The sequence below is a fragment of the Promicromonospora sp. NFX87 genome, assembly GCF_048564965.1.
GTDB lineage: Bacteria > Actinomycetota > Actinomycetes > Actinomycetales > Cellulomonadaceae > Promicromonospora.
In genome coordinates this window covers 5,684,996-5,711,706 of the sequence record NZ_CP183413.1, presented here as the reverse complement: position 1 = coordinate 5,711,706, position 26,711 = coordinate 5,684,996, and the positions used below count along the sequence as shown (strand labels likewise).

The window sequence follows — 26,711 nt, the reverse complement described above, 5'->3', positions numbered from 1 at the left end:
GCGAAGTGTGGTCACGGGCGAGACTCCATCGTCGTGGCTTGGGAATGCGCTTTCCCGGAAAGCGTAGCGCACGACCCGCGGTGAGTACATGCGGGGCTGGTGGTTCAGCCGGCCGTGCCCGGCGTGGAGTCGCGGAGGACCACCTCGCCGCGCACCGGTGCGGGTGTCTCGTCCTTGCGGCCGAGCGCGAGCGCGGTCGCCGCCTCACTGATCTCGCCCAGGGGGATCCGCACGGTCGTGAGCCCGGGGGACACGTCACGCAGGGTGTGGATGTCGTCGAACCCGGCCACGGCGACGTCGTGCGGCACGCTCAGGCCCGCGTCGCGGACGGCGGCCATGGCTCCGACGGCCATGACGTCGTTGACCGCGAACACCACCTCCGGCGTGCGCTCCGCAGCCGCTGCGGCGGACGCCGTCCGCCCGAGCAGCGCCGTCATCGCCTCGTGGCCGCCGTCCCTCGTGAAGCTGCCGCGCACGACGTCGCGGTCGGGCACCGGGCAGCCCAGCTCGGCGAGCGCGCTCAGGAAACCGCTCGTCCGGTCGGCCGCGGTCCGCAGCCCGGGCGGTCCCGCCAGCACCCCGAACCGGCGGTACCCGATCCGGTGCAGCGCCCGCGCGAGGTCGCCCGCGCCCCCTGCGTTGTCGATCTCCACGACGGGCAGCCCGCCCACGGCCTGCCCGATCGTCGCCACGCCGCCCCCGGCCTGCTGGAACGTGGTCAGCGCCTGTTCGAGCGCGCCGGCCTCGCGCCGCAGCCGGTCCACGGCCTCCGCCGGGTGCGTCTCCGGCAGGGCCTCGGGCGGCACGCCGCGGCTGCCCGCGAGGATGATCGCGCGGGACCGCTGCCGCCGGGCCAGCTCGACGAAGGCGAGCTCCCGTTCGGGGCTGTGCTCCGTGGAGGAGAGCGTGACGATCAGGCCCTCGCGCTCGGCGGCGCGGGCGACGCCGGCCGCGATGGTCGAGAAGTACGGGTCGGCGATGTCGTGCACCACGAGCCCGAGCGCCGACGTCCGGCCGCGAGCCATGGCCTGCGCGCTCGGGTCCGGCGAGTAGTCGAGCCGGCGTGCCGTCTCCAGGACGCGCTCGCGCAGGTCCGCGCGGACGCTGCGGGTGGCGCTCCCGTTGATGGCGCGCGACGCCGTGGCGAGTGAGACGCCGGCCTCTCGGGCGACCTGGCTCAGGGTGACGGGGGCGTCGGACATGAGGTCATCTTGCCGTGTCCGACGCCCCCGTGATCACCGAGTCATACGCGGAGGGGCTTTAAGGCCGCTTCGCGGTGGGTGCGTTCGATGATGGTCGAGTAGCCCGCGATCATGCGGATGTGGCTGAACCGGGGGCGGACGGCGGTCCGGGCCGACTCCAGCTCCTCGCGCCGCGCGGCTGCCTCGATCCACGTCGCGGCGATCTCGGCGGGGTCGAACGACGTCACGAAACCTATGCGGTCCACTATCGACGGTGCGTCGCCCACAGGGGTCGTGACCGGCACCGCCCCGCACATCGAGCCTTCGATCAGGCACAGGGGAGCGGCCTCGCCGAACGTCGAGGTGAGCGCGACGACGTCCGCCGTCGCGTAGATCAGCTCCATGTCGTGCCGCACGCCCAGCAGGTCCACGTGGGCCAGCAGGTCGGGCCGGTCGCCGAAGATGCGGGCGAGGTCGTCCTGCAGGGCCGGGTTGGCCGACGTCATGCCGGCGCCGCACATCAGCACGTGGCCGTTGGGCTCGAGCTCGAGGAACGTGCGGGCCGACTGGAGGAAGAGCTCGGGGTTCTTCATCTCGTCGTACCGCGCGGCGTAGACGACCACCGTCGCGTCGCTCGGCACCCCCGCCGCGCCCCGCAGGGCCAGCCGGCGCGCGCCCTGGACCGGGCGGAACCGGGCGAGGTTGATGCCGTTCGGCACCACTCGCAGCAGGTCGGCGGGTACGCCGGCCTCGCGGTACGCGTCCCGCGTCGACTCCGCGCAGCAGACGACGGCGGCGAGCCGGCCGCGGTCCGCCGCGGTCAGCAGGTCGCCAAGGGCGTCGCCCTGGTGCTCGGGGTCGGACCGGTGCAGGCACGCGATCACCGGACGGTTCGGGAACGCGTCCTGGTTCACGAGCCGGAGCGGCTGCTCCTTGAGCGAGAGCACCACGTGCGAGCTCTCGGCCTGGCGCACGGCGGCAGCGAGCTCCGTCTCCGTGAAGGTACGCGGGTCGTGGCCCGCGTCGGTGCTCCGGCCCAGTGAACCGATCCGGACGCCCGCGGCGCGCAGGGCGCGGTACCGGGGGTCGTCCTCCATGCGCTGGAGGGTGGCCTCACGCCTGACCTCGTGGTGCAGGCTCAGCACGGAATGCTGCTGACGACCGCCCTGATGCAGACCGGCGACCACCGTCGAGTGCAGGACACGAGCCCCGCCACTGAAGAAGCCCTCGTACAGCGAGAGCACACGCAAGCTGTTGCGCTGGATCACAGACACCACCTCCTGCGCCCAGGGTGAGGCCTGAGCATGTGGGGTACGTGGCAATTCGGTTACGCGAGGATTACGTGTTCGAGGACTTTTGCACAAGGAGGTTGCGGATGTCTTTCTCCGCCTGGGTGGGTGAACTCTCGCGGCAGCCCAGCGCGACCCACCGCTCGATCATCGCAGGCTCCGCGCGCAGCAGCGAGGTTCCGCGGCGCAGCAGGGTGCCGATCGGCTTCCGTGCCTCGGCGACGTCCCGCAGGAACCGGAACCAGAAGGTGACCAGCCGCGGCCGGGACAGGCAGATCGCGTCCGCGAGCAGGCCCTCGGCGCGGCAGACGTCGACCAGGTGCGCCGCGAAGATGCCCTCCGCGAGGATCAGCGGCGAGTCGCCGATGTCGAGCCGCCGGATGCCCGTCCGGCGCGACGTCGGGATGTCGTAGACCGGGACGTCGGCGCGCCCCTCCGTCACCAGCTCGTGCAGCGCGGCGAGCGCACCCTTGCCGTCCCAGGTCTCGGGGCTGTCCCAGTCCACGCTGCCGTACCGCTGCGGCAGGCCCGGATGGTCGATGTCCAGGTAGAAGTCGTCGAGCTGCACCACCGGCAGCCCGAGGCGCTGCGTGAGCGACGTCTTGCCCGACCCCGACGGCCCGGTCAGCAGCACCACGCGTGCCCGGGGTCGCCGGGCACCCGGCGGGAGGTCGAAGAGGGTGGGCTCGGGCGCTGGGTCGGTCACGAGAGGCAATTCTCCCGCACGCGGCCCGCTGCGCGCGCCGTCGACCAACGGGGAGGGTGCTCAGGCCGTGCCGCGCTGGTAGCGGCCCGGCGTGGTGCGCAGGAGGCGGCGGAAGTGCCTCGTGAGGTGCGCCTGGTCGTGGAATCCGGTGGCGACGGCGACGTCGGCCGCGGGCTCCCCGGCCAGGAGCCGACGGCGGGCCAGGTCGAGCCGCCGTCCGACCAGGTACCTGTGGGGCGGGAGGCCGAGCTCACGGGTGAACGCGCGCACCAGGTGCGGCACGGTGACGCCGAGCTCGGCGGCGACCTCGGCCAGCCGGACCGGCCGCGCGGGGTCGGCGTCGAGCAGGTCGCGGGCCCGGCGCGCGGTGGTGGTGCCGACGGGTTCGCGCGGCGGCATCGGCCGGCCGGAGAGGTGCCAGGCCAGGCCCTCCGTGACCAGGGCGAGCAGGCCCTCGGCCGCCACGTCCTCGCGCACGGTGAGCGCCCGGTCCAGGCCGACGAAGCGGGCGCGGAGGGTGTCGTCGAGCACGAGCGGCGCGTCGACGGCGCGGCCGACCAGGCCGTCGTCGAGCACGGTGGGCTCCAGGTAGAGCACGCGCTTGCGGAAGCCCGCGGCGGTCACCGACCGCCCGTCGTGCACGACGCCCGGCGGCAGCACCGTCACCCCGGAGCGCTGCGCGGCGTGCTCCTGACCGTCCAGGCCGTAGCCGATCAGGCCGTGGTCGACGACCAGCACGGTCCAGGTGTCGTGGGTGTGGGCGGGGTAGGCGTGCTCGTGCCAGGCGGCGTGCAGCACCTCGGCGACGCCGGGCACCCCGGGGTGCCAGGCGCGCACGACATCCGAGTCCGCAGCGGGCGAGGCCATGTCAAGAACGTACAAGAATCCGGCCCGACGGCGGCCGCAATGTGAGCGGTATGACCTTCGAACAAGCCAAGATCGTGATCGTGCTGCGGGACAATCTGCTGGGCTGGCAGGAGAACAACGTGACCGCCTTCCTGGCCAGCGCCGTGACCGCCGCCTACCCGGAGCTCGTGGGGGAGACGTACCGCGACGCGGACGGCGGCGAGTACCTCGCGATGCTCGGCACCCCGGTCATGGTCATGGTGGCCGACGGCGGCCAGCTCGCCACGATCCGCGAGCGCGCCGCCACCCGCGGCCTGCGGATCGGCGTCTACACGGCGGACCTGTTCGCGACGGGGAACGACGTCGACAACCGGGCCGCCGTCGCGAGCGTCGCCACCGAGAAGCTCGACCTGGTCGGGGTGGCGGTGGCGGGTGAGCGCCGCGTCGTCGACAAGGTGGTCAAGGGCGCGAAGCTGCACCCCTGACCCCCTCAGGACACCAGCACCACGTGCAGCGTCCGGGGGCCGTGCACGCCCTCCACGCGTTCCAGCTCGATGTCGCTCGTCGCGCTCGGCCCGCTGATCCAGGTCAGCGGCCGGCCGGGCTCGGCGCCGAGCAGCCGCACCGCCTCGGGGACGGTCTGCACCACCTGGTCGGTCCGGACCACGCACACGTGCACGTCGGGGACCAGGGAGATCGCCCGCCGGCCCTGGTCGGGCTCGCCGTCCAGCACTATCGTGCCGGTCTCGGCGACGGCGACCCGGGCGGCGGTGATCACGGCGTCCGCGTCGTCGAGCTCGGCCGCCGACAGGGGCGCGTCCCGCGAGTCGCTGCGCACCGCGACGTCGCCCAGCGCGGAGAGCCATGTGGACTCCAGCCCGCTGGGCACCACGACGGAGCGCCGGGCAGTGTCCAGGCTGGTCGGTAGAACGTCAGGTGATCGGTAGTCCGAGCTGCCGACCTCCTGACGTTCTGCCGACCGCTCCGTGAGTAGCCGCGCGAGCAGCGACGGGAGGCCCGCCGGGCTTGCCCGGTGCACCTCGGCCTTGTAGTCCACGAGCCGGTCGACCAGCAGCTCCAGCACGACGTCGGACCCGGGGGCGTGCTCGCCCGCGGACCGGTACTCGCGGGGTGCCACCGTGGGGGCTGCTCTCGTCTCGTCCGGGCCCAGCGCCGCCCGGATGCGCGACAGGATCTCGCCCTTGGCGTCGGTCATCGCCCGTCCTCTCGTGCGGCCCACCAGTCGTGGAACGTCTGCTTCGGCGGTTCCGGGAGGTCCCGGGACCTGGTCCACAGCGAGCCGGGGAACGGAAGCCGCCGGATCACGCCGTTGCGGGAGATGGCGCGCAGCAGCCGCGGGACCCGGGCCGCCCGGCGGAACCGGGCGCCGTCCGCCATCGCGAAGGACGCCGCCTTCATCGCCGCCTTCCAGACCCGGTCGGCGGTCTCGGGTGACGCCCCCGACAGGGCCACCTCGCGGGCGCGCAGCTCCACGAGGATCGACGGGATGTCGATCTTGACGGGGCACACCTCGTAGCAGGCGCCGCACAGCGTGGACGCGTACGGCAGGTCCGACTTCTCGCCGGTGAGCTGCGGCGTGAGGATCGCGCCGATCGGGCCCGGGTAGACCGAGCCGTAGGCGTGGCCGCCCACCCGCTCGTACACGGGGCAGACGTTGAGGCACGCCGAGCAGCGGATGCAGTGCAGCGCCGCCCGCCCGGCCTCGTCGGCGAGGACCTTGGTGCGGCCGTTGTCGAGCAGCACCAGGTGGAACTCCTGGGGCCCGTCGCCCGGGGTGACGCCCGTCCACATCGACGTGTACGGGTTCATCCGCTCGCCCGTCGAGGACCGCGGCAGGAGCTGCAGGAACACCTCGAGGTCGTCGAACGTCGGGACCAGCTTCTCGATCCCCATCACGGTGATCAGGGTCTCGGGCATCGTCAGGCACATGCGGCCGTTGCCCTCGGACTCCACGACGGCGAGCGTCCCGGTGTCCGCGACGGCGAAGTTCGCACCGCTGATCGCGACCTTCGCCGACAGGAACTTGCGTCGCAGGTGCGCGCGGGCCGCCATCGCGAGCTCGCGCGGCACGTCCGTCAGGTCGGGCGGGGCGTCCGCCATCCGCTCCAGGAAGATGTCGCGGATCTCGGTGCGGTTGCGGTGGATGGCCGGCACCAGGATGTGCGACGGCATGTCGTCCGCGAGCTGCACGATCAGCTCCGCGAGGTCGGTCTCGACCGCCGCGATGCCCTCCTCGGCGAGCGCCTCGTTGAGCCCGATCTCCTGGGTGGCCATGGACTTGACCTTGACGACCTCGTCGGTCCCCTTGGCGCGCACCAGGTCGGCGACGATCCGGTTGGCCTCCGCGGCGTCCCGCGCCCAGTGCACCACCCCGCCGCGCGCGGTCACGTTGCGCTCGAGCTCCTCGAGCAGCTCCGGCAGCCGCGCCATGACGTCCGTCTTCACCGCGGACCCGGCGTCGCGCAGCGCCTCCCAGTCGGGTACCTCGCCGACCACGCGGGCCCGCTTGGTCCGGATGGTCGACGTCGCCTTGCCCAGGTTGCGCCGCAGCTGGCCGTTGTCGAGCGCCGCCTTCGCGGCGTCGGGGAACGAGGCGCCCCAGTGCAGCGGGTCCTCCGGGCGCCCGACGCCGGACAGGGTCCCCGGCGCGGCGTCCGGGCTCGGCCCGCGGCTGTCGCGCGCGGCGGGCATACCGAGGAACGTGCTCATCGGGCCGCCTCCTGCTGGGCGCGGCCGGTGCCCGCCTGCCCCGGGACCACCGGCGACTCCCGCGTGGAGGCGAGGATCTCCGCCAGGTGCATGGGCCGCACGCCCGCGCCGCCGCGCGAGAGGCCGCCGCCGATGTGCATCAGGCACGACCAGTCGCCCGCGGTGAGCACCTCGGCACCCGTGTCGACCACCGTCGCGACCTTGTCCTGGAGCATCGCGGCGGACGTGTCCGCGTTCTTCAGCGAGAACGTCCCGCCGAACCCGCAGCAGCCCTCGGCCTCCGCGAGCGGGGCCAGCTCCAGCCCCTCGACGGCCCGCAGCAGCCGCTCGGGTTTGTCGCCCACCCCGAGCATCCGCAGCGAGTGGCACGTGGGGTGGTAGGTGACCCGGTGCGGGAAGTACGCACCGACGTCGGTCACGCCGAGCACGTCGACCAGCAGCTCGGACAGCTCGTACGTGCGCTCGGCGACGGCGCTCGCGGCCCGCGCCTCCGAGCGCAGCCCGGCGCGTTCCAGGACCATCGACTGCTGGTGCCGGATCGACCCCGTGCACGAGCCGGACGGCACGACGACGGCGTCCCACTCGCCGTCGGCCACGGGGGCGAACGTGCGCACGTGATTCTGGACCACCGGGACGGCCTCGGCGAGGTATCCGGTGTTGACGTGCATCTGGCCGCAGCACGCCTGGCCCGCCGGGAACACCACCTCGTGGCCCAGCCGCTCCAGCAAGGTGACGACGGCCCTCGGGGCCTGCGGGAACATGGCGTCGGCGATGCAGGTGGAAGCCAGGGCGATGCGCATGGGCACTCTCCTTCGAGGTCTTACCTCACCATAGCCCACTGTGGACAGACCACAGAAGTACAATCGCCCGGTGAGAACCCACGAGCGCGTCCTGGCCCAGATCGAGGCAGGCCTGAGTGCGGGCAAGTGGTCCATCGGCGAGCGGCTCCCGGCGGAGCGGGCGCTCGCGGAGGAGCTGGGCGTGTCCCGCCCGTCCGTGCGCGAGGCGATCCGCATCCTCGAGGCGATGGGCATCGTGCGCACCGCCGTCGGCTCGGGCCCCAGCGCGGGGGCCACCCTGATCGACCGGCCCGCGGCCGGCCTCGGCGCGGCGGTCCGGCTGCACGTGGCGTCGGGCACGCTGCCCGTGTCCGACGTCGTCCGCACGCGCGTGCTGCTGGAGGCCGGTGCGGTGCGCGACGCCGCCGCCCGAGCGACCGACGACGCCGCGCTGGCGCGGGCGGGCGCGCACGTAGAGGCGATGGCGGACCCCGCTCTCGACGCCGCGGCCTTCCTGGAGCACGACCAGGAGTTCCACATCGAGCTGGCCCGCCTGGGCGGGAACCAGCTCGTCGAGGCCATCCTGAGCGGCATGCGGGCCGCCGTCGCCTCGTACGTGACGGCGGGCGCGGAGGCCGTCCAGGAATGGCCCCGGACGGCCGCGCGCCTCTGCGCCGAGCACCGCGCGATCCTGGACGCCGTCACGCGGCACGACGGCGACGAGGCGGAGCGCCTGATGCGCGAGCACATCGAGGGGTTCTACCGCGAGACGGGTCTGGGCGAGCGCTGACCCGCTGACCCCGGCGGGTGCGCCGGCCGCGCTGACCTGTCAGACCCCCAGTGATGTGTCAGACACTCAGGTCACGTGGATGACCTGAGCGTCTGACACGTCGCCGGGGCTCTGACAGGTCAGCGCGGCGTGGTCGCTTCGACGACCGTGCGGCATGGGTCCTTGTCCGGGCCCGTGCCGGTCGCGGCGCGTTCCAGGAGATGGCGGAGGAGCAAGCGCTGGTCCGGCTCGAGCCCGGAGAGCAGCTCCTCCTCCGCGGCGGCGACGCGGGCCTGCATCGCGGCGAGCACCTCGAGCCCCTTGTCGGTGGCGACGATGCGCCGCGCGCGCCGGTCGGCCGGGTCGAGCTGCCGCTCGACGAGCCCGCAACCCTCGAACGCGTCCAGCAGATAGGTCATCACCGTGCGGTCGATGCCCAGCGTGGCGGCGAGCGCCGCCTGGCTCGGCAGGTTGCCGTGCACCACTGCCGTGAGGAGCTGGTAGCCGCGCGTGCCCTGCGGCAGGTCGTCGGCCGCGGCGTCGACCCGGGCGCTCCAGTCGCGCAGGAGCGCGGCGAGCGACCAGCCGAACAGGGAGTGCTGGTCCGTGCGGGTCTCGGTGGGCGTGGTGCTCATGCCCCCATCCTACGGGAATGTGCGGTCTGTCAGAAGAGTTGTTGCTAATATCATCTTCTGAACAGACGATCTGCCGCGAGGTGCGGCGGACGAGGCGACACGAGGGACACCGCGCGCATGACCGACTACGGGCACGACCTGCTCTTCGGCACGTTCATCACCCCCACCAACAGCGATCCGCAGGCGCCCGTCCGGCTGGCGCAGCTCTCCGAGCGGCTGGGCCTCGACCTGGTCACCTTCCAGGACCACCCGTACCAGCCGTCGTTCCTCGACACGTGGACCCTGATGTCCTGGGTCGCCGCGCAGACCGAGCGCATCCACATCTCCGGCAACGTGCTCAACCTGGGTATGCGCCAGCCGGCCCTCGTGGCCCGCTCGGCCGCGAGCCTCGACCTGCTCAGCGGCGGCCGGTTCGACATGGGCGTCGGCGCGGGCGGCTTCTGGGACGCGATGGCGGCGATGGGCGCGACCCGTCGCACGCCCGCCGAGTCCGTGGACGCCCTCGAAGAGGGCATCGAGATCATGCGCGGCATCTGGGACGCGACCAACCGCACCCCGCTGCGCGTGCCCGGGCAGTTCCACCGGGTCGACGGCGCCAAGCGCGGCCCCGCACCCGCGCACGACATCCCGATCTGGCTCGGCGCGTACAAGAAGCGGATGCTCCGCCTCACCGGCGCGAAGGCCGACGGCTGGCTGCCCTCCCTGCCCTACTTCAAGGAGGGCGACCTCGCCCGCGGCAACGCGACCATCGACGAGGCGGCAGAGGAGGCCGGGCGCTCGCCGAGCGAGATCCGGCGTCTGCTGAACCTGGGCGGGGCCATCACGGACCGCTCGTCGGGCCGGCTGCAGGGTCCGGCCGACCAGTGGGTCGAGGAGCTCACGCTCCTGGCGCTCGAGGACGGCGTCAGCGGGTTCATCGTCATGGGCGACGACCCCGACCAGATCCGGGCGTTCGCGGAGGACGTGGCCCCGGCGGTCCGGGAGGCCGTCGCGGCGGAACGCCGGTCGGCCGGCACGGTGCCGGCGTCCGCCCGCCGTGGTGCCGTGGCGCTGACCGCGCGTCGGCAGGGCATCGACTACGACTCGCTCCCGCCGGAGCTCGCGGCGCGGGCGGTCGAGCCGGGCGACCGCGAGTACGAGGCGGTGCGGCACAACTACCTGCGCTCCGGCGCGCCGGGCCTCGTGCTGCGTCCACAGGGTGTGGACGAGGTCGCGTCGGGCCTGGCCTGGGTGCAGAAGCAGGGCGTGGAGTTCGCCGTCCGCTCGGCCGGGCACGGGATCTCCGGCCGGTCCACGAACGACGGCGGCGTGGTGCTCAGCATGCGGGGCCTGCGGTCGGTCGAGGTGGTCGACGAGGCCACGCGCCGCGTGCGGATCGGCGCGGGAGCCACCTGGGGCGAGGTGGCGGCGGCGCTCGCACCGCGGGGCTGGGCCATCACGTCGGGCGACTACGGCGGCGTGGGGGTCGGCGGCCTCGGCACCACCGGCGGCATCGGGTTCCTTGGCCGCCTGCAGGGCCTGACGATCGACCACGTGGTCGCCGCCGAGGTGGTCACGGCCGACGGCCGCGTGCTGCACGCCTCCCGTGACGAGCACCCCGACCTGTTCTGGGCGCTGCGCGGCGCCGGCGGGAACATTGGCGTGGTGACCTGGCTGGAGATCGAGGCCGGCGCCGTCGGCGACGTCGTCTTCTCGCAGATGACGCTCGACGCGACCGATACGGCGGGGCTGCTGGAGAAGTGGGGTGCCGCCGTCGAGGCGGCCCCGCGCGGGCTCACGTCGAACATCATCATCGCCCCCGGGCGTGGCGGTCAGTCGCCGATGGCCCAGCTCATGACGGTGATCGCCGCCGAGGGCGCCGATGTCGACCCCGACGAGGCCATCGCCCAGCTCGAGCTGCTGGCCGACGCCGGTCCGCTGCTCGGCCACCAGGCGCAGCTCCTGCCCTACTCGGGCGTGGTGCGCCAGGACGACGCCCACCACTCGGGCGGTGGCGACCCGTCGGCCAGGTCGGGTCTGCTCACGCACCTCGACCAGTCCACGAGCCGGGCGATCGAGCGTCTGCTGGGCTCGCGGGAGTCGTACTTCATGGCGGTCCGGGCCACGGGCGGCGCGACGAACGACGTCGCACCCGACGCCACGGCCTACGCGCACCGGCACCAGAACTTCAACCTCTCGGCGCTCGGCTCGAACCAGGACCGGCTCAACGGGGCCTGGGACGCGGAGATCGGGCCGGTCATGGACGGCTCGTACCTCTCGTTCGACACCGACAGCCGGCCCGAACGGCTGCTGGAGGCGTTCCCCGAGCCGACGTTCGCCCGGCTGCGCACGGTGAAGGCCGCGTACGACCCGACGAACGTGTTCCGGACCAACTTCCCGATCCCGCCGGCGGACTAGCCCGCCCTGGCGCGGCGGCTGTGGATAACCTCGCGTGGGTGTCAGTGGAGCCCCGTAGGTTCGACGACGTCCGGAAGGGCCGGACGCAGACACCACGATCACCGCAGGGGTACGCATGAACCTTGTCGCCGCCTCGCGCCTGGCGCGCGAGCTGATGGACCAGCACGGCCTGAAGGCCTGGACCTTCGAGTTCGACGACGCCGTCCGGCGCGCCGGGATGTGCAGCTACGGCAAGAGGCGCATCAGCCTCTCCGCGCCGCTCACCCGGATCCATGACGAGCGGGAGGTGCGGGACACGATCCTGCACGAGGTGGCGCACGCGCTCGCGGGGCCGAAGGCGAAGCACGGGCCGGTGTGGCGCGAGGTGGCGGTGCGGATCGGGTGCTCGGGCCGGCGGTGCGTCGACCCGTCCGCGCCGTCCATCGACGGGCCATGGGTCGGGGCGTGCCCGGCCGGCCACCGGACGACGCGGTTCCGCCGCCCGCCGGGCATCATGTCCTGCCGGTCGTGCCGTCCACGGTTCGACCTGGCCAACCTGGTCGCGTGGACGTACAAGGGCCGCAACGCGGCCATGGGTGAGCGGTACGACGCCCAGCTGCGCGGCGCGCTCCGCGAGGTGGGCGAGACGCTGGAGACGGGGCCGGGAGCCGAGGAGCGCGTGGTGCGGGCCGCCCGGGAGCGGGTTCCGGGTCTGGTCGTCGAGCCGTTCGACCTGAGCGGGTTACGTTGATCCCATGGCTACGTCGCCCGTAATCGCGCTCCCGTCCGGCGCTGCCGGCTCCCGCATCATCGGTCTCGGCCACCACCAGCCGCCGAGGACGCTCACCAACGATGACATCGCCGGACTGGTGGAGACCAACGACGAGTGGATCCGGTCGCGTACCGGCATCGTCACCCGCCACGTGGCGGCCGACGACGTCACCGTCGCCGACATGGCCACCGCCGCCGCCGAGCACGCGCTCGCCGACGCCGGTGTGACGGCCGCCGAGGTGGACCTGGTGATCGTCGCGACGGCGACCAACGACGACCGCTCGCCCAACACCGCCGGGCGGGTCGCGTACGCGCTGCGCACCGGAGTCCAGCCGGGGGCCTCGACGCCGGAGGGTGAGGAGGCGCCGGACCTGCGCAACGTCGTGGGCCCGGCAGCCATCGACATCAACGTGGCCTGTTCGGGGTTCGCGCACGGGATCGGCCTGGCCGACCAGGCGATCCGCGCCGGGTCGGCCCGGACGGCCCTCGTGATCGGCTCCGAGAAGCTCACTGCGTACACCGACTGGACCGACCGTTCGACGTGCATCCTCACGGCCGACGGCGCGGGGGCCGCGGTGCTGCGGGCCGCTGACGTGCCCGCCGTCGGGCCGGTGGTGTGGGGCTCGGAGCCGGAGCTCACGCCCGCGGTGCGCATCGAGGCGCCGGAGGTCAAGTTCCAGCAGGACGGCCGGGCGGTCTTCAAGTGGGCGATCACGCGCGCCGCCGACCGGGCACGGGAGGTCGTCGCCGCGGCCGGGCTGAGCCTCGACGACATCGAGGTGCTGGTCGCGCACCAGGCCAACCTGCGGATCATCGAGCCGCTGGCCAAGGCGCTCGGGCTGGAGGGCAAGGTCGTGGTCACCGACATCACGGAGTCGGGCAACACGTCGGCGGCGTCGATCCCGCTGGGCCTGTCCAAGTGGTGGCACGCGGGCAAGATCCCGGCGGGTGTGCCCGCTCTGCTGTTCGGGTTCGGCGGCGGGTTCGCGTGGGCCGGCCAGGTGGTGGTCACCCCGGAGCGCTGACCTCGGGCGGGTGGACAGGCCATGGACAGCGCTTTCCCGGCGCCGTATCGTTTCAGTCCCATCCCTCCCACCCGACGTCGACGACGACCGAAGGAGCTCTTCACCGATGCCCGAGCCGATCACCGAGCCCACCATCGAGCCGACCACGGAGCCGATCACCGGTCCGACCCAGGAGCCCGTGCCGCCGGCAGGCCCGCTGCCCGAGGGGCGCCGCCGCTACGCGGTGGTCGGAACGGGGCACCGCGCGTCCATGTACATCAACGCCCTGATCGGCACGCACGCGCCGGACGGGGAGATCGTCGCCTGGGTCGAGCCCAACCCCGTGCGTGCGGCGGTGTACGAGGCGCGCGTGGCGGCCGCGCTCGGGGGCATCCGGCCCGTCTACGCGCCGGACGACCTCGAGAAGGCGATCGCCGAGCAGTCCGTCGACCGCGTGATCGTCACCTCGATCGACCGCACGCACGGCGACCTGGTGGCGCGCGCGCTGCGGGCCGGCGCCGACGTCGTCGTGGAGAAGCCCCTCGCGGCCCACCCCGACCAGGCCCGCCAGATCGTCGACGCCGTCGCCGAGACCGGGCGCGACCTGGTCACGACGTTCAACTACCGCTACTCGCCGCGCAACAGCGCGCTGCGCCAGGTCATCGCGAGCGGCGAGATCGGTCGCGTGCTGTCGGTCCACTTCGACTGGGCCCTCGACACCGTGCACGGCGCCGACTACTTCCGGCGCTGGCACCGCGAGAAGGTCAACAACGGCGGCCTGCTGGTGCACAAGTCGAGCCACCACTTCGACCTGGTCAACTGGTGGATCGACGGCGTGCCGCAGCGCGTGTTCGCCACCGGCGGCCGGCGCTTCTACGGCGACGACGGTGCGCACGAGACCGGCTACGAGCCCACCGACGCCGAGCGCGCGCTGAACGAGCGCGGCATCGACCCGTGGCAGCTCTCGGTGGAGAAGAACGAGTGGCTGTCCGCGCTGTACGGGCCCGAGGCCCAGGCGGTGGACGGCTATGTGCGCAACCGGTCGGTGTTCGACGAGGGGATCACCACCGAGGACACGCTGGGACTCGTCGTCGAGTACGAGGGCGGCGCCCTGCTGACCTACTCCCTCACCGCGCACGCGCCCTGGGAGGGCTACCGCGTGGTGGTGAACGGCACGCGCGGCCGGGCAGAGCTCGAGGTCGTCGAGCGCGGTTCGGTGGAGTTCGGCGAGGGCGGCGCGGCGATCCTCGACCCGAGCGCGACCGAGGTGTTCGCCGGCGACGAGGTCCGGCCGATCGGCGAGCGGCTCGTGGTGCAGCGGCACTGGGAGCGGGCCGAGGAGCGGCCGATCGTGCGCGGCGGCGGCGGGCACGGCGGCGGCGACGCGCTGCTCCTGGCCAGCGTGTTCGCGCCGGCCGCGGAGCCCGACCCGCTGGGCCGGGTGGCCGGCTACGTCGACGGCGTGCGCGCGTCGTCGGTGGGCTACGCGGGCAACCGCTCACTGGAGACGGGCGACCCGGTCCGCATAACGGACCTCAACCTAGGCGCCTGACCCAACCTCCACGAAGTAGAGCACCTGTTCGGACACACGCTCTACCTCGCCGACCACCTGTCCGCGAAGTAGAGCACCTGTCCGGACGCACGCTCTACCTCGCCAACCACTCGTCCGTGAAGTAGAGCGTGTGTCCGGACACACACGCTCTACTTCGCGGAGGCGGCGGGGGTTAGCTCGGCAGGTCGGAGTTCAGGACGCCCGCGCCCGCGAACGTCGTGACCACCCACGGGACGGCCGCCGCGGGCAGGGGCCGGTACCGGTACGCGTCGGACGGCGTCCAGCGGGCCTCCTCGGCGAGCGGGGTCGCCGCCTTCGCGTTGTACGCCGCCAGGAGGTCTGCCGGCCGGCCATTCAGCAGGGTGCCCGACTCGCTCAGCCTCGTGCCGCCGTACGCACCCACGACCAGTGCGGGATCGGTCCCGCGCGCCAGTGAGACCGCGTTGTTCTCGACGACGAGGCTCGACTCCTTGCCGGCGCCCCAGTAGTACTGGAACCCGCCCGCCTCCGCCTGCCGGCGGGTCTGCCGGTAGTAGTTGTTGTAGGCGTGCACGTCACCGAACCGGACCCGCGGCGCGCGCTGCCCGATGTCCTGCCAGTAGTTGTGGTGCAGCGTCACGCGGTGCTGCCCACGGTCCTGGAGGCGTGAGTCGGAGGAGCCGATCAGCATCGTCTTGTCGTGGTTGAGGAACTCGTTGTACGACACCGTCACCAGGTCGGAGCCGTGCGTGATGTCGAGCAGGCCGTCGTGCACCTCGAACGGCCGCCCGAAGACCACGGGGAGCGACTCGGCGGGGTGCGCGCCGTCGTCGAACGTGGAGTGGTCCACCCACACGCTGGTCGACGTCCACAGCGACACGTTGTCGTAGGCCGAGTTCCAGTTGCCGGCGTCGCCGTCGCCCGGGCTCCACTGCGGGAAGCAGTCGTAGCCGTCGGAGAAGCGCATGTTCCGGAGGATGACGTTGTGCGCGTCCCGGATCCGGAGGTTCGCCCCGGAGATCCGGGCGTCGTCGCCCACGCCGACGATCGTCACGTTCGAGCCGACGTGCTGCTGCGTCTGGGCGGCCTGCACGCTCGCGGCCCTGACCCGCGCCTCCTCCAACGGGCCGGACGGGGCCGTCCAGCCCCACGGGCCGGACGGGTCGAAGTGCGCGATGTAGTCGTCCATCGAGAACGGCTCGCCGGTGTCCGCGACGGTCACCTGCGCGGCGAAGTCCTCGCAGGTCAGCCGGGCTCCGTCCGCCGCGGCGAAGGCATCCACCTCGCCCGTGACATAGATGATCCGCGGGACCTGGTTGGTGCGGGCGTCGGTCTGGCTGCCGCCCGGCCGGCCGGCGAGGGCGTCCCGCAGCTCCTGCCACGTGTCCACCTCGTAGACCTCGGCAGGCGCCGCCGCCGCGCCGCCCGTCGTCGGCGTGGCCTGCCGCTCCACGCCCTCGGGGAACGTCGGGCCGGACCAGGCGGCCCACCCGTCGTCGGCCCTGATGGTCTCGCGGCCCAGGTCGGCGTGCTGCCCGTGTCCTGGGTATCCGCCGGTGGTGCGGCCGACGGCGGCCGTCGCTGCCCCTGCGACCGGGCTCGCCTCCGCCGGCTGCCCGACGGCGACCAGCGCGCCGGCCAGGCCGACGGTGAGCGCCAGCGGCAGCACGAAGGAACGGGTGAGAGGGCTGCCGGCCGGCAGCGCGAGGGCGTTCCCCGACGTCGGGCCGACGGCGCGGCGCGGGTGCGGGGATGGTCGTGTTCGCATGTGACTCCTTCGTCCATGACACCGGCAACCCGCGATGGGAAACCGGTTTCTCACACGATGCCAGGCAGCCTGCTCCACCACAAGACCCGGGAATCAGGACGTGCGGGATTCACCCGGGAGCGTGGCTCCCGCGGCGGCCGCGGTCACGCGGTGAGCGCGCCGACGGCGACCAGGACGGGCACGCACAGCGCCGTCGTCCAGACCGTCGCGCGCGCCGCGACGCCGTCGAACACCCCGTACCGGGTGGCGTACGTCGTGACGTTCACCGCGGTGGGTAGCGCGGCCATGGTGACGACGAGGGCAAGGGCCGCCGGGTCGAGCCCTACGGCGTTGCCGACGACCCACGCCGCGAGCGGGTGCAGGACGTTGCGGACCAGGACGGCGAGGGCGACCACGGCCCGCACGAGCAACCGGTCGCGGCCCGTCCACCAGGGGGTCGACGCCGGGGTCGACGCCGGAGCCGTCGGCACCGCGTCCGGGTCTGCCGTAGGCTCGCCGTCGGAGCCGTGCTGCGATCCGCTGCCCGACCCCGGCGGCGTGAGCGCCGGCATCGGCACGGCGAGCGTCATGCCGAACGTCAGCAGGCCGAGGGGCGGGGCGGCCGCGCCGATCAGGTCGAAGGGGATCAGGGCGACCTCGGGCAGCCGTGCCCCGGTCAGCTCGCTCACCACCGCGACCAGCAGCCCGGCGAGCGTGCCGACCGTGATCGGGTTCCGGACGGCCGCGAGCAGCACGCGGACCACCGACGTCCAGCCGGACCGCGCGCTGGTCCGGCGCACGCCCGCCGATGCGCTCACAGGCCCGCCTCCAGGGGCGGCACCCGACCGGTCGAGCACCGCGAGTGTCAGCGGCGCCAGCACGAGCAGCTGGAAGAGCAGGGTGGGCACCACGGCGAGCGCGTCGTCGAACAGGTAGACCGCGAGCGGGATGCCGATGTTGCCGCCGTTGACGTAGACGGCGGCGAGCGTCGTCACGGCGGTCGGGCCTGCCGGGAGCCGCAGCACCCACCGGGCCACCGCGGCGGTGAACAGGGCGAGCGCTGCGGTGGTGGCCCAGGTGACCGCGGCCCCGCGCGAGACGACGTGCGCGAGGTCCGTTCCGGCGAGCGTGCTGAACATCAGCGCCGGCGCGCAGATCGTGAACGACAGCGTCGCCAGGATCGCGCGCGCTCCTGCGCTGTCCGCCGCCCCGTCGCCCGGAGCGTCCTGGCTGGTGCCGCGGGAGATCCGGTGGCCGGCGAGCAGGCCCCGCCGCTGGATCACCCAGCCCAGCGCGACGATGCAACCCATGGAAACGATGGCAGTCAGTACGGACAACACACGAGCACCCTCCCACGGGCGGGTGAATCAGCTCCCGACTGTCCAGGGGGCGCCGAGCTCCGTGAACGTGCGCTGCTCGCGTGCGGCCCGCTCGCACCACTCGGCGACGTCGTGCACCACCGGATGGCGGGAGTCGCCCTCCGGGTTGCCCTGCGTGCCGCTGATGCCGGAAGCCGCGGCGAGCCCGTCCGCCCAGTCCACGTACGCGTCGCCGATGGGCGCGGGGTCGGGAGCGGTCCGCACTGCCTCCAGCACCTGCATGAAGGCGCCGGTGTCCCGCACGTCGCACAGGAGCCGTTCCCCGGTGCGGGCCAGGAGGAGGTTCTCCAGCAGGTCCGTCCGGCCGTACTGCTTCTCCGCGACGACGCGTCCGGTGCGCAGCCGCACCACGTCGTGCTCGTACTCGAGCTCGATCTCGCCCTCGGTGCCCAGCACCAGGACGCGGGCCGGGGTGCGCTCCGCCGCGCAGAGCGTGAGGCCGAACCCGTACCGCGTCCCGTCCGTGCCGACGGCCCGCAGGGACGACGTGTCGTCCGCCTCGATCAGGTTGGCCCGCCAGAGGTCGGTGTTCACGTAGGCGATGTCGGTGCTGGCCCGGGCGCCGCCGACCCAGAGGGCGGTCGCGACCGCGTGCGCGAGCGGGTTGGTCACCACGCCGTCGACCACCGCGCGGTCACCCATGCGCCGCCGCCCGGCCCAGGGCGACCGAGCCCAGTACGCGGCGGTCCGGACCCACGTCCCGATCGCGCCGATCCCGGTCACCTGCCCCACCTCGCCGTGCGCGATCATGTCGACGACGGCGGGCAGCGCGTGCGACCCGAAGGTCTGGAACCCGACCTGGCAGAGCCGTCCGGTCCGCTCCGCGACGGCCACGAGCTCGGCGTGCTCGGCGAGCGAGGCGGTGGTCGGCTTCTCGAGCAGGACGTCGATGCCCGCCTCCATCGCCGCCCGCGCGAGCGGGAGGTGCGTGTGGATGGGCGTGGAGAGCACCACTATGTCGGGCAGCGCGTCGGCTCCCGCCGACAGCAGGTCACCCAGGTTCGCGAACCACGACGCCGGGGCGTCGTCGGGCTCCCGCGGGTCGACGACGGCGCTCAGCCGCGCCAGCCCCCGGTTCTCCAGGTCCGCGACCTTCCGGAGGTGCGAGCTGCCGTGGCCGTGGATGCCGACGACCGCGATCTTGGGCAGGCTCACCGTTCGCCTCCGTCGGTCAGGTGGGCCGCGAGCGCGGCGGCTGCCGAGCTCGTGAGCTCCGTGTCGAGCAGGACGGCGACCAGGTCGAGCTGCAGGGAGCCGCCCGCGGGGACGAGCAGCGGCGAGTCCCAGGCGAGCGCCGGGCAGGCGCCGGGGTACTCGGCACTGCGCAGGAACCACGGCCGGACCTGGCCCGGCTGCACCAGCAGGAGCGTCGTGGACCGGCCGCCGTGCCGCTGCACGAACGCCACCCACGGGGACGAGCTGCCGTGCGCGCGGTTCTCACCGGCGCCGCCCGCCGACATGACGGACGTGCTCTCGGCGATGGGCAGGCGCCAGAACAGGCCGCCGTAGCCCGCACCGGGCCTGCCGTTGGTGGCGGGAGAGCGGATCTCCAGGGGGCCGTGGTCGGCATGCAGCGTGGAGCGCCAGTCGAGCACCCAGCCGGGGGCGGCGGGGGACCCGGGGATCTGGGGGAGCAGGCGCGCGGTGATACGGCGCTCCTCGCGAAGCTGCGGTTCGCCGTGCTCGTCGGACCACAGCACGTCCTCGACCAGGACCTCGCCGGCCTCGGCGCCCGTACCGGGCGGGCGGGCGGTGGGCGAGGCCTCGACGCGGATGCCCGCCGAGGTCTGGCTGCCGTGGTTCTTGAGCAGCGTCGGGCCGACGTCCTCGATGAAGGTGCGGCCGCCCCAGTGGCTGGTCCCGTTCACGTCGGGCACGGCGATGCCGACGCCGTAGTGGTGCCGGTGGTCGACCGGGCTCACCTCGGTGAGCGGTATGCCCGCCAGGGTGTGCACCGGGTGCAGGTAGGGGCGCCGGGCGTGCACCTTCGGCATCCGGTCGCCCGCGTCGCGCCGGACCAGCTCCAACCCGTCACCGCAGGTGAGCGTGACCGTCTCGGCCTCAGGATCGGCGGGTACGGACCAGGTCGGGGCAGCCGTGGGTGGCACGGTGGGGATCTCCTCCCGCTGTGCGCGGGCGACGTCGTCGTCCGTGATGTGCACGCGTTCCGGGCCCTGCGGGACGGGCCCGGTACTTCCGCGCACCTCCAGGCTGGGCGTGAATCGGGCAGAGCTTGCGGGGTGGGCGTCGTCGTCGATCACGGCGTGCAGCTCCCTCCAGGCGTGTCGGCCGAGCTCGGCCTGCGGCACCGCGACCGTCGTCAGCGCGGGTGTGGCGTAGCGGGACAGTTCGATGTCGTCGAAGCCGGCCACCGAGATATCGGCTGGCACGGCCACTCCTGCCTCGTTCAGGCCCGCGAGCAGGCCGAACGCGACGAGGTCGTTGAAGGCCACCGCTGCGGTGGCTCGGGTGGCGAGGACGGCGGGAGCCGCGGCATGGCCCGCCTGGATGTCCGGTCCGGCGGGCAGGTCGAGGATCTCGAGGTCCGCGTGCTGCTTCCGCGCGCGGGCGAGGCCGGCGCGGCGCAGCTCGTCGGAGGCGCTGCGCACCGGGCCGCCGAGGTAGACGATGCGGCGGTGGCCGAGCGCCACCAGGTGCTCGACCACCTGGAGAGCGGCGTCCTCGTAGTCCACGACCAGGCTGGGCGCCGCTCCACCGGTCTCCCGGTTGACCAGGACAACCGGTTCGACGTCGGCGATCAGCGCGCTCAGCTCGGCGTCGCCGATGCGCGGCGACACGAGCACCAGGGCGTCGCAGCGCATGCGGGCCTCGAGCGCGATGGCGCCTTCCTGCTGGTCGTCCTCGACCGTGTCCGCGACGAGCACGCGGTAGCCGTCCTCGGCCGCGCCGTCCATGACCCCGCGCAGGATCTGCTGGAACACCGGGTTGCCGAGGTCGGGCACCACGAGGGCCACGGTCTGGGTGCGGCCGAGCGCAAGGCTTCGCGCTGCGTTGCTGGGCCGGTAGCTCAGCCCCGCCGCTGCCACCCGCACGCGTTCCGCGATGGTCGCGTCGACGGTGCTCCGCCCGTTCATCACGCGCGAGACGGTTGCCCGTGACACGCCGGCCGCCGTCGCGACATCCCCGATCGTGGCCGTGACACGGCGCTGACCTGTGCGCTGACCGGCGCCCCGTGCGCTGCCGCTGACCATCTGCTCTCCGTCCGTAACCTTCGTCCGACCGGTGCGCGGTGCGTCCTGAGCCTTCTTTGGCTCGGCGCCTCTGCTACCGGTTTCCCGATGTGACGGTACACCATGGGAAACCGGTTCCTCGTGTGGTACGTTCCTCCACCAGAGACCGGTTTCTCACTGTGGAGGCCGGGGATCGACGACGAGACCGGGAATCAACGATGATCCGGGAGGACAATCCGATGCACCACCCGAACCGCGAGCCCGGACCCTGGTGGTCCGAGCCCCCGTCCAGCTGCGCGGGGGTGAGCACGTGTCAGTGATCCAGGAGCTCTCGCAGAGCAAGAAGACCGTGAGCCCCCGCAGGAAGGGCGACGGCCGCTGGGCGCTGTTCTTCCTGGCGCCCTGGTTCGTGGGGCTCGCGCTCATCACGGCCGGACCCATGGGCGCGTCCCTGTACCTGTCCTTCACGGACTACGACCTGCTCTCGGCACCCGAGTGGGTGGGCTTCGAGAACTACACCCGGATGTTCGAGGACCCGCGCTTCGTCAACTCCCTCGGCGTGACGTTCACGTACGTCTTCGTCTCGGTGCCGCTGCAGCTCGCCGCGGCCCTGGGCCTGGCGCTGCTGCTCGACAAGGGCATGCGCGGCCTCGCCATCTACCGCTCCGTCTACTACCTGCCCTCCCTGCTCGGCGGCTCGGTGGCCATCGCCATCCTGTGGCGCCAGATCTTCGGCGCGGACGGCCTGGTCAACCAGGTGCTGGCGCTGTTCGGCGTGCAGGGCCAGGGCTGGGTCTCGCACCCAGACTACGCGCTCGGCACCCTCATGGCGCTCAACGTCTGGACGTTCGGCGCTCCCATGGTGATCTTCCTGGCGGGCCTGCGGCAGATCCCGCAGATGTACTACGAGGCGGCCTCGATCGACGGCGCCTCGAAGTGGAGGCAGTTCCGGTCGGTCACGCTCCCGCTGCTGACGCCGATCATCTTCTTCAACCTCGTGCTGCAGCTCATCGAGGCGTTCCAGTCCTTCACCAGGGCGTTCGTGGTGAGCGGCGGCAACGGCGGCCCGTCCGACTCGACGCTGCTCTACACGCTGTACCTCTACCTCAAGGGGTTCGGGTCGCTCGACATGGGCTACGCGTCAGCGATGGCCTGGTTCCTGCTGCTGATCATCGGCGGCATGACGGTAGTCAACTTCCTCGCCTCCAAGTACTGGGTCTTCTACGATGACTGACGCCTCGACGTCCACGACGTCCATAAAGACCGCGCCGACGGCAGCGCTGCCGCCGTCCGACAGCGACGTGCCTCCCGGTACCGAGGACCGCCGTCCGACCGTCCGCCCTCGCGGCCGCCAGGTGCGAGCCAAGGTGGGCAGCGTGCTGAAGCACGCGGGCCTGATCGCCTTCGGGTTCGTGATGCTGTACCCGCTGCTCTGGATGGTGGCCAGCTCGTTCAAGCCGAACGCGCTGATCTTCCGCGAGCCGGGGCTCATCCCCACCGACATCGACCTGTCCAACTACACGGACGGGTGGAACGCGCTGCTGCACCCGTTCAGCCACTACCTCATCAACTCGGCGATCGTCGTGCTCGGGTCGGTGCTCGGCAACCTGCTCTCCTGCTCCCTCGCGGCCTACGCGTTCGCGCGGCTCGAGTTCAAGGGCAAGCGGCTGTGGTTCGCGGTCATGCTCATGTCGATCATGCTGCCGATCCACGTGGTGATCGTGCCGCAGTACGTGCTGTTCTCCCAGCTGGAATGGATCAACACGTTCCTGCCGCTGATCGTGCCGAAGCTGCTGGCCACCGACGCGTTCTTCATCTTCCTGATGGTGCAGTTCTTCCGCGGGATCCCGCGCGAGCTGGACGAGGCGGCGACGCTCGACGGCGCCAACCACCTGCGCATCTACCTGCAGCTCATGCTGCCGCTGTCGATGCCGGCCCTCGCCACCACCGCCATCTTCACGTTCATCTGGACCTGGAACGACTTCTTCAGCCAGCTGATCTTCCTGACCCGGCCCGAGATGTACACGGTGCCGATCGCCCTGCGCACGTTCGTCGACTCCACGGGCAACAGCTCGTGGGGATCGCTCTTCGCGATGTCGATCGTGTCGCTCATCCCCGTCTTCATCGCCTTCCTTTTCGGACAGAAATACCTGGTCAAGGGCATAGCGACCACCGGCATCAAATAGCTCCGCCCGCGATCCGACAACGACGTCAACGTCACCGAAGGAGAAATTCATGAGCACCACCGGCAACGGACTACGAACGAGGCGCGGCAAGCGTCTCGCAGGCTCGGCCGCGGGTATCGCGGCCGTGGCGCTGACCCTCGCGGCGTGCGGGGGCGGCGACTCGGGCATCGGCGGGGGAGGCAACGACGACCCGCCGGCCGCCGCCGAGGAGTGCCCCTGCGAGATCCGGTTCTCGTGGTGGGGTTCCGACACCCGCCACGAGTCCACGCAGCAGATCATCGACGCCTTCGAGGCGGAGAACCCGGACATCACCGTGGTGCCGGACTTCACCGACTGGGACGGCTACTGGGACAAGCTCGCCACCTCGGTGGCCGCCGGCGACACCCCGGACGTCATCACCCAGGAGGAGCGCTACATCTCCGACTACTCGACCAAGAACGTGCTCGCCGACCTGGGCACGCTCGAGATCGACACGTCGAAGGTGGACGACGGTGTCCTGGCCGGCGGTCAGATCGAGGGCACGCAGTACGGCATCCCGACCGGCATCAACGCGTACGCGCTCGTCGCCGACCCGGAGATCTTCGCCGACGCCGGCGTGGAGCTCCCGGACGACGCCACCTGGACCTGGGAGGACTACGTCACCACGGCGAACGCGATCTCCGAGGGCGCGGGCGACGGCGTCTGGGGCACGCAGGACTACGGCTTCAACGAGGCCGGCCTCAACGTGATGGCGCGCCAGCGCGGCGAGACGCTGTTCACCCCGGACGGTGAGCTCGGCGTCTCGGAGCAGACCATCGCGGACTTCTTCCAGGTCTCGCTCGACCTGATGAAGGGTGGCGGCCAGCCCGACGCCGCCCGCACCGTCGAGTACCAGGCGGCCGGCCCCGAGGGCGGTCTGCTCGGCACCAACCAGGGCGCCATGGGTGTCTGGTGGACCAACCAGCTGGGCGCGCTGTCCGACTCGTCCGGTCACGAGCTCGAGCTGCTGCGGCTGCCGGGCGAGTCCGAGGGCGAGCGCACCGGCATGTACTACAAGCCGGCGATGTTCTACTCGATCTCCGCCGACACCGAGTACCCGGAGTCCTCGGCCAAGTTCGTCGACTTCCTCCTGAACTCCGAGGAGGCCGCGAAGATCATGCTGACCGACCGCGGTCTGCCGGCGAACACCGACGTGCGCGAGTCGATCCTCGGTGACCTGTCGCCGACCGACCAGAAGATGGCCGACTTCATGGCGGACATCGAGGACGAGATCGTCGACACCCCGCCGGTGCCGCCGCACGGTTCCGCGGACCTCGCGGACATCATGGAGCGGGTCAACACCGAGGTGCTCTTCGAGCGCATCACCCCGGAAGAGGCTGCCACGCAGTTCATCGAAGAGGTCAACGCGGCCATAGCCGACTGACCACCCCCCGTTCCGCGAAGTAGAGCGTGTGTCCCCGACACCCGCTCTACTTCGCGGATCGGTGGTCGGCGAGGTAGAGCGGGTGTCCGGACACCCGCTCTACCTCGCGGTGGCGTGGGGTGGTCCCGGTACGATGAAACGGTTCAGAGTCGAGAGGTGTCACAGGTGTCAGAGGTCGATCTGCTCGTTCTGCGCGAGGGTGACGACGTCGCCGTCGCGACGCGTGACCTGAGCCCGGGCGACCGGGTGTCCGCCCCCGGGGCGGGCACGGTCGCCGTCGGGCAGCCGGTGCCGCGGGGGCACAAGATCGCGCTGCGCAGCGTGCCCGCCGGTGGCGAGCTGCACAAGTACGGGCAGGTCATCGGGGTTGCGACCGCCGACATCGCCCCGGGCGACCACGTGCACTCGCACAACCTCGGCTTCGAGGAGGGCACGCGCGAGGCGCCGCTGGGCGGCACCCACACCGACCTCCCGGTGCCCGACGGCGCCCGTCCCACCTTCCGCGGTTTCCGGCGGGCCAACGGGCGGGTCGGCACGCGCAACTTCGTCGCGATCCTGACCAGCGTGAACTGCTCCGCCTCGACGGCGAAGATGATCGCCGACCAGTTCAGCGGCGCGGCACTCGACGAGTTCGAGAACGTCGACGGCGTCATCGCGCTCACCCATACCTCGGGCTGCGGCCTGGTGCCGGACTCCGAGGGCGGCCAGATCCTGCTGCGCACCCTGCGCGGGTACGCCGCCCACCCGAACGTCGCCGGCCTGCTGGTGCTGGGCCTGGGCTGCGAGATGGTGCCGGGCGCCGCGCTGTCGGCCAGGTCGGGGCAGGTCGCCGACCTGGGGATGCCCACCGTCGGTCCGCCCGACGACGCGAAGCGGGGGCTGCTGGCCGCCATCCCCGATGACACCGTCGTGCGTTCGCTGACCATCCAGGAGGCCGGTGGCGTGCGGGCCTCGGTCCGCGCGGGCGTCGCCGCCGTCCGCGAGATGCTGCCGCTGGTCAACGCGCGCGAGCGGGTCGAGTGCGACGTCTCCGAGCTGGTGCTCGCCCTCAACTGCGGCGGGTCCGACGGCTACTCCGGGATCACTGCCAACCCGGCGCTGGGCTGGGCCTCGGACCGGCTGGTCGCCTACGGGGCGACGTCGGTCCTCGCGGAGACCCCCGAGGTGTACGGCGCCGAGCACCTGCTGACCGCCCGGGCGGTGAAGCCCGAGGTGGCGCAGCGCCTGCTGGACCGCATCGACTGGTGGCGGGGCTACGTCGCGGCGGGCGGCGGCACGCTGGACAACAACCCGTCGCCGGGCAACAAGGCCGGCGGGCTCACGACGATCCTGGAGAAGTCGCTCGGCGCGGTCGCCAAGGGCGGCCAGGCCGACCTCGGCGCCGTCTACGAGTACGCCGAGCCCATCACGGAGCGCGGGTTCGGCTTCATGGACACCCCCGGCTACGACCCCGTGTCGGTCACGGGCCTGGTGGCGGGCGGGGCCAACGTCGTCGTCTTCACCACCGGCCGGGGTTCGGTCTTCGGGTGCCGCCCTACGCCGTCCATCAAGGTGGCGACCAACACCCCCATGTACTCCGTGATGTCCGAGGACATGGACATCAACGCGGGAGTGGTCGTGGACGGCACCGCGACCGTCGCCGAGGTGGGCCGGCAGATCTTCGACCGGATCCTGGCCGTGGCGTCGGGGGAGCAGACCGTCAGCGAGGAGCTGGAGATCGGCGCCGAGGAGTTCATCCCGTGGCACATGGGCGCCGTAACCTGAGCGGCTGACCGCGCCGACTTTGGTGGCCGGTACCCGGGGGTGCGCGGTTACCCTCCTGGTCATGGAGATATTGGTGATGTCCGTGATCGTGCTGCTGGTCCTGAACTGGATCTCGGCGAGCGGGCACCGGAGGACGCAGCAGCGCGCGCTGGACAAGCTCCAGACCAAGCTCGACCTGGTCATGGACCAGCTCGGCGTTGTCGTGCCGGAGCCCGACGGGATCGCCGACGTCGACGCGCTGATCCGCGCCGACCGCAAGATCGAGGCGGTCAAGCGCTACCGCGAGCTCACGGGCGACGACCTGCTCGAGGCCAAGACCGCGGTGGACCGCCGCGCCGAGACGCTCTCCTGACGCACCGGCGGTAAGGCCCCGCCGTTGGTCGAGCTTGTCGAGACCTGGGTCTCGACAAGCTCGACCAACGAGG

The 26,711-nt window shown here is 72.4% G+C and carries 23 protein-coding genes; 11 read left to right on the top strand and 12 right to left on the bottom strand.

Features of this window, described 5'->3' with window-relative positions:
• Nucleotides 1-104 precede the first annotated feature (104 nt).
• The 4 genes from ACNYC2_RS25605 to ACNYC2_RS25590 form a co-directional block, all read right to left on the bottom strand.
• Nucleotides 105-1,202: a LacI family DNA-binding transcriptional regulator gene (locus ACNYC2_RS25605; protein WP_419704450.1), complete on the bottom strand. Its 1,098-nt coding sequence runs from the start codon at nucleotides 1,200-1,202 to the stop codon at nucleotides 105-107.
• Between the two features lie 41 nt (nucleotides 1,203-1,243).
• Nucleotides 1,244-2,449, bottom strand: a complete 1,206-nt coding sequence (locus tag ACNYC2_RS25600; RefSeq protein ID WP_419704449.1) for a glycosyltransferase — start codon at nucleotides 2,447-2,449, stop codon at nucleotides 1,244-1,246.
• A 70-nt stretch (nucleotides 2,450-2,519) separates the two neighbouring features.
• A complete protein-coding gene (locus tag ACNYC2_RS25595; RefSeq protein ID WP_419704448.1) occupies nucleotides 2,520-3,176 on the bottom strand; it encodes a uridine kinase family protein in 657 nt (218 codons plus the stop codon).
• 60 nt (nucleotides 3,177-3,236) lie between these two features.
• A complete protein-coding gene (locus tag ACNYC2_RS25590; RefSeq protein WP_419704447.1) occupies nucleotides 3,237-4,043 on the bottom strand; it encodes a helix-turn-helix domain-containing protein in 807 nt (268 codons plus the stop codon).
• A 50-nt stretch (nucleotides 4,044-4,093) separates the two neighbouring features.
• Here ACNYC2_RS25590 and ACNYC2_RS25585 point away from each other — a divergent pair, with 50 nt between their 5' ends.
• Nucleotides 4,094-4,507, top strand: coding sequence for a DUF2000 family protein (locus tag ACNYC2_RS25585; RefSeq protein WP_419704446.1), 414 nt, complete (start codon nucleotides 4,094-4,096; stop codon nucleotides 4,505-4,507).
• Between the two features lie 5 nt (nucleotides 4,508-4,512).
• On the opposite strand, the gene ACNYC2_RS25580 is transcribed toward ACNYC2_RS25585, so the two are convergent.
• The 3 genes from ACNYC2_RS25580 to ACNYC2_RS25570 are packed head-to-tail and all read right to left on the bottom strand — an operon-like array spanning nucleotide 4,513 to nucleotide 7,552.
• On the bottom strand, nucleotides 4,513-5,238 hold the full coding sequence (locus tag ACNYC2_RS25580) for a LutC/YkgG family protein (protein WP_419704445.1): 726 nt from the start codon (nucleotides 5,236-5,238) through the stop codon (nucleotides 4,513-4,515).
• Complete coding sequence (locus tag ACNYC2_RS25575; RefSeq protein ID WP_419704444.1) at nucleotides 5,235-6,752, bottom strand: LutB/LldF family L-lactate oxidation iron-sulfur protein; 1,518 nt, start codon at nucleotides 6,750-6,752, stop codon at nucleotides 5,235-5,237. The genes ACNYC2_RS25580 and ACNYC2_RS25575 overlap by 4 nt, the downstream gene beginning before the upstream one ends.
• Nucleotides 6,749-7,552, bottom strand: coding sequence for a (Fe-S)-binding protein (locus ACNYC2_RS25570; protein WP_419704443.1), 804 nt, complete (start codon nucleotides 7,550-7,552; stop codon nucleotides 6,749-6,751). Before ACNYC2_RS25570 ends, ACNYC2_RS25575 begins: the two co-directional genes overlap by 4 nt.
• A gap of 70 nt (nucleotides 7,553-7,622) precedes the next feature.
• On the opposite strand from ACNYC2_RS25570, the gene ACNYC2_RS25565 reads away from it, so the two are divergent.
• Nucleotides 7,623-8,321: a FadR/GntR family transcriptional regulator gene (locus tag ACNYC2_RS25565; protein ID WP_419704442.1), complete on the top strand. Its 699-nt coding sequence runs from the start codon at nucleotides 7,623-7,625 to the stop codon at nucleotides 8,319-8,321.
• 119 nt (nucleotides 8,322-8,440) lie between these two features.
• On the opposite strand, the gene ACNYC2_RS25560 is transcribed toward ACNYC2_RS25565, so the two are convergent.
• Nucleotides 8,441-8,935 carry a MarR family winged helix-turn-helix transcriptional regulator gene (locus tag ACNYC2_RS25560; RefSeq protein ID WP_419704441.1) on the bottom strand — a complete coding sequence of 165 codons (495 nt, stop codon included), beginning with the start codon at nucleotides 8,933-8,935 and terminating at the stop codon, nucleotides 8,441-8,443.
• A 117-nt stretch (nucleotides 8,936-9,052) separates the two neighbouring features.
• Between ACNYC2_RS25560 and ACNYC2_RS25555 the strand changes: the two genes are divergently transcribed.
• From ACNYC2_RS25555 to ACNYC2_RS25540, 4 genes are all read left to right on the top strand, one after another.
• Nucleotides 9,053-11,332 carry an LLM class flavin-dependent oxidoreductase gene (locus tag ACNYC2_RS25555; protein ID WP_419704440.1) on the top strand — a complete coding sequence of 760 codons (2,280 nt, stop codon included), beginning with the start codon at nucleotides 9,053-9,055 and terminating at the stop codon, nucleotides 11,330-11,332.
• 115 nt (nucleotides 11,333-11,447) lie between these two features.
• The gene (locus tag ACNYC2_RS25550; RefSeq protein WP_419704439.1) at nucleotides 11,448-12,062 is read left to right on the top strand and encodes a SprT-like domain-containing protein; all 615 of its coding nucleotides are present in this window, start codon (nucleotides 11,448-11,450) and stop codon (nucleotides 12,060-12,062) included.
• A gap of 4 nt (nucleotides 12,063-12,066) precedes the next feature.
• Nucleotides 12,067-13,107: a 3-oxoacyl-[acyl-carrier-protein] synthase III C-terminal domain-containing protein gene (locus ACNYC2_RS25545; RefSeq protein ID WP_419704438.1), complete on the top strand. Its 1,041-nt coding sequence runs from the start codon at nucleotides 12,067-12,069 to the stop codon at nucleotides 13,105-13,107.
• A 106-nt stretch (nucleotides 13,108-13,213) separates the two neighbouring features.
• On the top strand, nucleotides 13,214-14,638 hold the full coding sequence (locus ACNYC2_RS25540; RefSeq protein ID WP_419704437.1) for a Gfo/Idh/MocA family oxidoreductase: 1,425 nt from the start codon (nucleotides 13,214-13,216) through the stop codon (nucleotides 14,636-14,638).
• A 172-nt stretch (nucleotides 14,639-14,810) separates the two neighbouring features.
• On the opposite strand, the gene ACNYC2_RS25535 is transcribed toward ACNYC2_RS25540, so the two are convergent.
• The 4 genes from ACNYC2_RS25535 to ACNYC2_RS25520 all read right to left on the bottom strand — a co-directional run bounded on the left by ACNYC2_RS25535 (nucleotide 14,811) and on the right by ACNYC2_RS25520 (nucleotide 20,955).
• The gene (locus ACNYC2_RS25535) at nucleotides 14,811-16,385 is read right to left on the bottom strand and encodes a pectate lyase family protein (RefSeq protein ID WP_419704436.1); all 1,575 of its coding nucleotides are present in this window, start codon (nucleotides 16,383-16,385) and stop codon (nucleotides 14,811-14,813) included.
• Nucleotides 16,386-16,528: 143 nt separating this feature from the next.
• Nucleotides 16,529-17,674: an AEC family transporter gene (locus tag ACNYC2_RS25530; RefSeq protein ID WP_419704435.1), complete on the bottom strand. Its 1,146-nt coding sequence runs from the start codon at nucleotides 17,672-17,674 to the stop codon at nucleotides 16,529-16,531.
• A gap of 57 nt (nucleotides 17,675-17,731) precedes the next feature.
• A complete protein-coding gene (locus tag ACNYC2_RS25525; RefSeq protein WP_419704434.1) occupies nucleotides 17,732-18,898 on the bottom strand; it encodes a Gfo/Idh/MocA family protein in 1,167 nt (388 codons plus the stop codon).
• A complete protein-coding gene (locus ACNYC2_RS25520; RefSeq protein ID WP_419704433.1) occupies nucleotides 18,895-20,955 on the bottom strand; it encodes a DUF6807 family protein in 2,061 nt (686 codons plus the stop codon). The genes ACNYC2_RS25525 and ACNYC2_RS25520 overlap by 4 nt, the downstream gene beginning before the upstream one ends.
• A gap of 328 nt (nucleotides 20,956-21,283) precedes the next feature.
• On the opposite strand from ACNYC2_RS25520, the gene ACNYC2_RS25515 reads away from it, so the two are divergent.
• The 5 genes from ACNYC2_RS25515 (at nucleotide 21,284) to ACNYC2_RS25495 (ending at nucleotide 26,638) form a co-directional block, all read left to right on the top strand.
• Nucleotides 21,284-22,168 carry a carbohydrate ABC transporter permease gene (locus ACNYC2_RS25515; protein WP_419707904.1) on the top strand — a complete coding sequence of 295 codons (885 nt, stop codon included), beginning with the start codon at nucleotides 21,284-21,286 and terminating at the stop codon, nucleotides 22,166-22,168.
• Nucleotides 22,161-23,120: a carbohydrate ABC transporter permease gene (locus tag ACNYC2_RS25510; RefSeq protein WP_419704432.1), complete on the top strand. Its 960-nt coding sequence runs from the start codon at nucleotides 22,161-22,163 to the stop codon at nucleotides 23,118-23,120. The genes ACNYC2_RS25515 and ACNYC2_RS25510 overlap by 8 nt, the downstream gene beginning before the upstream one ends.
• Nucleotides 23,121-23,169: 49 nt before the next feature.
• Nucleotides 23,170-24,522 carry an ABC transporter substrate-binding protein gene (locus tag ACNYC2_RS25505; protein WP_419704431.1) on the top strand — a complete coding sequence of 451 codons (1,353 nt, stop codon included), beginning with the start codon at nucleotides 23,170-23,172 and terminating at the stop codon, nucleotides 24,520-24,522.
• 165 nt (nucleotides 24,523-24,687) lie between these two features.
• The gene (locus ACNYC2_RS25500; protein ID WP_419704430.1) at nucleotides 24,688-26,286 is read left to right on the top strand and encodes a UxaA family hydrolase; all 1,599 of its coding nucleotides are present in this window, start codon (nucleotides 24,688-24,690) and stop codon (nucleotides 26,284-26,286) included.
• A gap of 61 nt (nucleotides 26,287-26,347) precedes the next feature.
• Nucleotides 26,348-26,638, top strand: a complete 291-nt coding sequence (locus tag ACNYC2_RS25495) for a hypothetical protein (RefSeq protein WP_419704429.1) — start codon at nucleotides 26,348-26,350, stop codon at nucleotides 26,636-26,638.
• Nucleotides 26,639-26,711: the final 73 nt, after the last annotated feature.

Excerpts from the sequence above, each read along its gene's own strand:
- ACNYC2_RS25605 (WP_419704450.1), bottom strand. The coding sequence starts at position 1,202 with ATGTCCGACGCCCCCGTCACCCTGAGCCAGGTCGCCCGAGAGGCCGGC.
- ACNYC2_RS25590 (WP_419704447.1), bottom strand. The coding sequence starts at position 4,043 with ATGGCCTCGCCCGCTGCGGACTCGGATGTCGTGCGCGCCTGGCACCCC.
- ACNYC2_RS25585 (WP_419704446.1), top strand. The coding sequence starts at position 4,094 with ATGACCTTCGAACAAGCCAAGATCGTGATCGTGCTGCGGGACAATCTG.
- ACNYC2_RS25580 (WP_419704445.1), bottom strand. The coding sequence starts at position 5,238 with ATGACCGACGCCAAGGGCGAGATCCTGTCGCGCATCCGGGCGGCGCTG.
- ACNYC2_RS25575 (WP_419704444.1), bottom strand. The coding sequence starts at position 6,752 with ATGAGCACGTTCCTCGGTATGCCCGCCGCGCGCGACAGCCGCGGGCCG.
- ACNYC2_RS25570 (WP_419704443.1), bottom strand. The coding sequence starts at position 7,552 with ATGCGCATCGCCCTGGCTTCCACCTGCATCGCCGACGCCATGTTCCCG.
- ACNYC2_RS25560 (WP_419704441.1), bottom strand. The coding sequence starts at position 8,935 with ATGAGCACCACGCCCACCGAGACCCGCACGGACCAGCACTCCCTGTTC.
- ACNYC2_RS25555 (WP_419704440.1), top strand. The coding sequence starts at position 9,053 with ATGACCGACTACGGGCACGACCTGCTCTTCGGCACGTTCATCACCCCC.
- ACNYC2_RS25550 (WP_419704439.1), top strand. The coding sequence starts at position 11,448 with ATGAACCTTGTCGCCGCCTCGCGCCTGGCGCGCGAGCTGATGGACCAG.
- ACNYC2_RS25545 (WP_419704438.1), top strand. The coding sequence starts at position 12,067 with ATGGCTACGTCGCCCGTAATCGCGCTCCCGTCCGGCGCTGCCGGCTCC.
- ACNYC2_RS25540 (WP_419704437.1), top strand. The coding sequence starts at position 13,214 with ATGCCCGAGCCGATCACCGAGCCCACCATCGAGCCGACCACGGAGCCG.
- ACNYC2_RS25535 (WP_419704436.1), bottom strand. The coding sequence starts at position 16,385 with ATGCGAACACGACCATCCCCGCACCCGCGCCGCGCCGTCGGCCCGACG.
- ACNYC2_RS25530 (WP_419704435.1), bottom strand. The coding sequence starts at position 17,674 with ATGGGTTGCATCGTCGCGCTGGGCTGGGTGATCCAGCGGCGGGGCCTG.
- ACNYC2_RS25520 (WP_419704433.1), bottom strand. The coding sequence starts at position 20,955 with ATGGTCAGCGGCAGCGCACGGGGCGCCGGTCAGCGCACAGGTCAGCGC.
- ACNYC2_RS25510 (WP_419704432.1), top strand. The coding sequence starts at position 22,161 with ATGACTGACGCCTCGACGTCCACGACGTCCATAAAGACCGCGCCGACG.
- ACNYC2_RS25505 (WP_419704431.1), top strand. The coding sequence starts at position 23,170 with ATGAGCACCACCGGCAACGGACTACGAACGAGGCGCGGCAAGCGTCTC.
- ACNYC2_RS25495 (WP_419704429.1), top strand. The coding sequence starts at position 26,348 with ATGGAGATATTGGTGATGTCCGTGATCGTGCTGCTGGTCCTGAACTGG.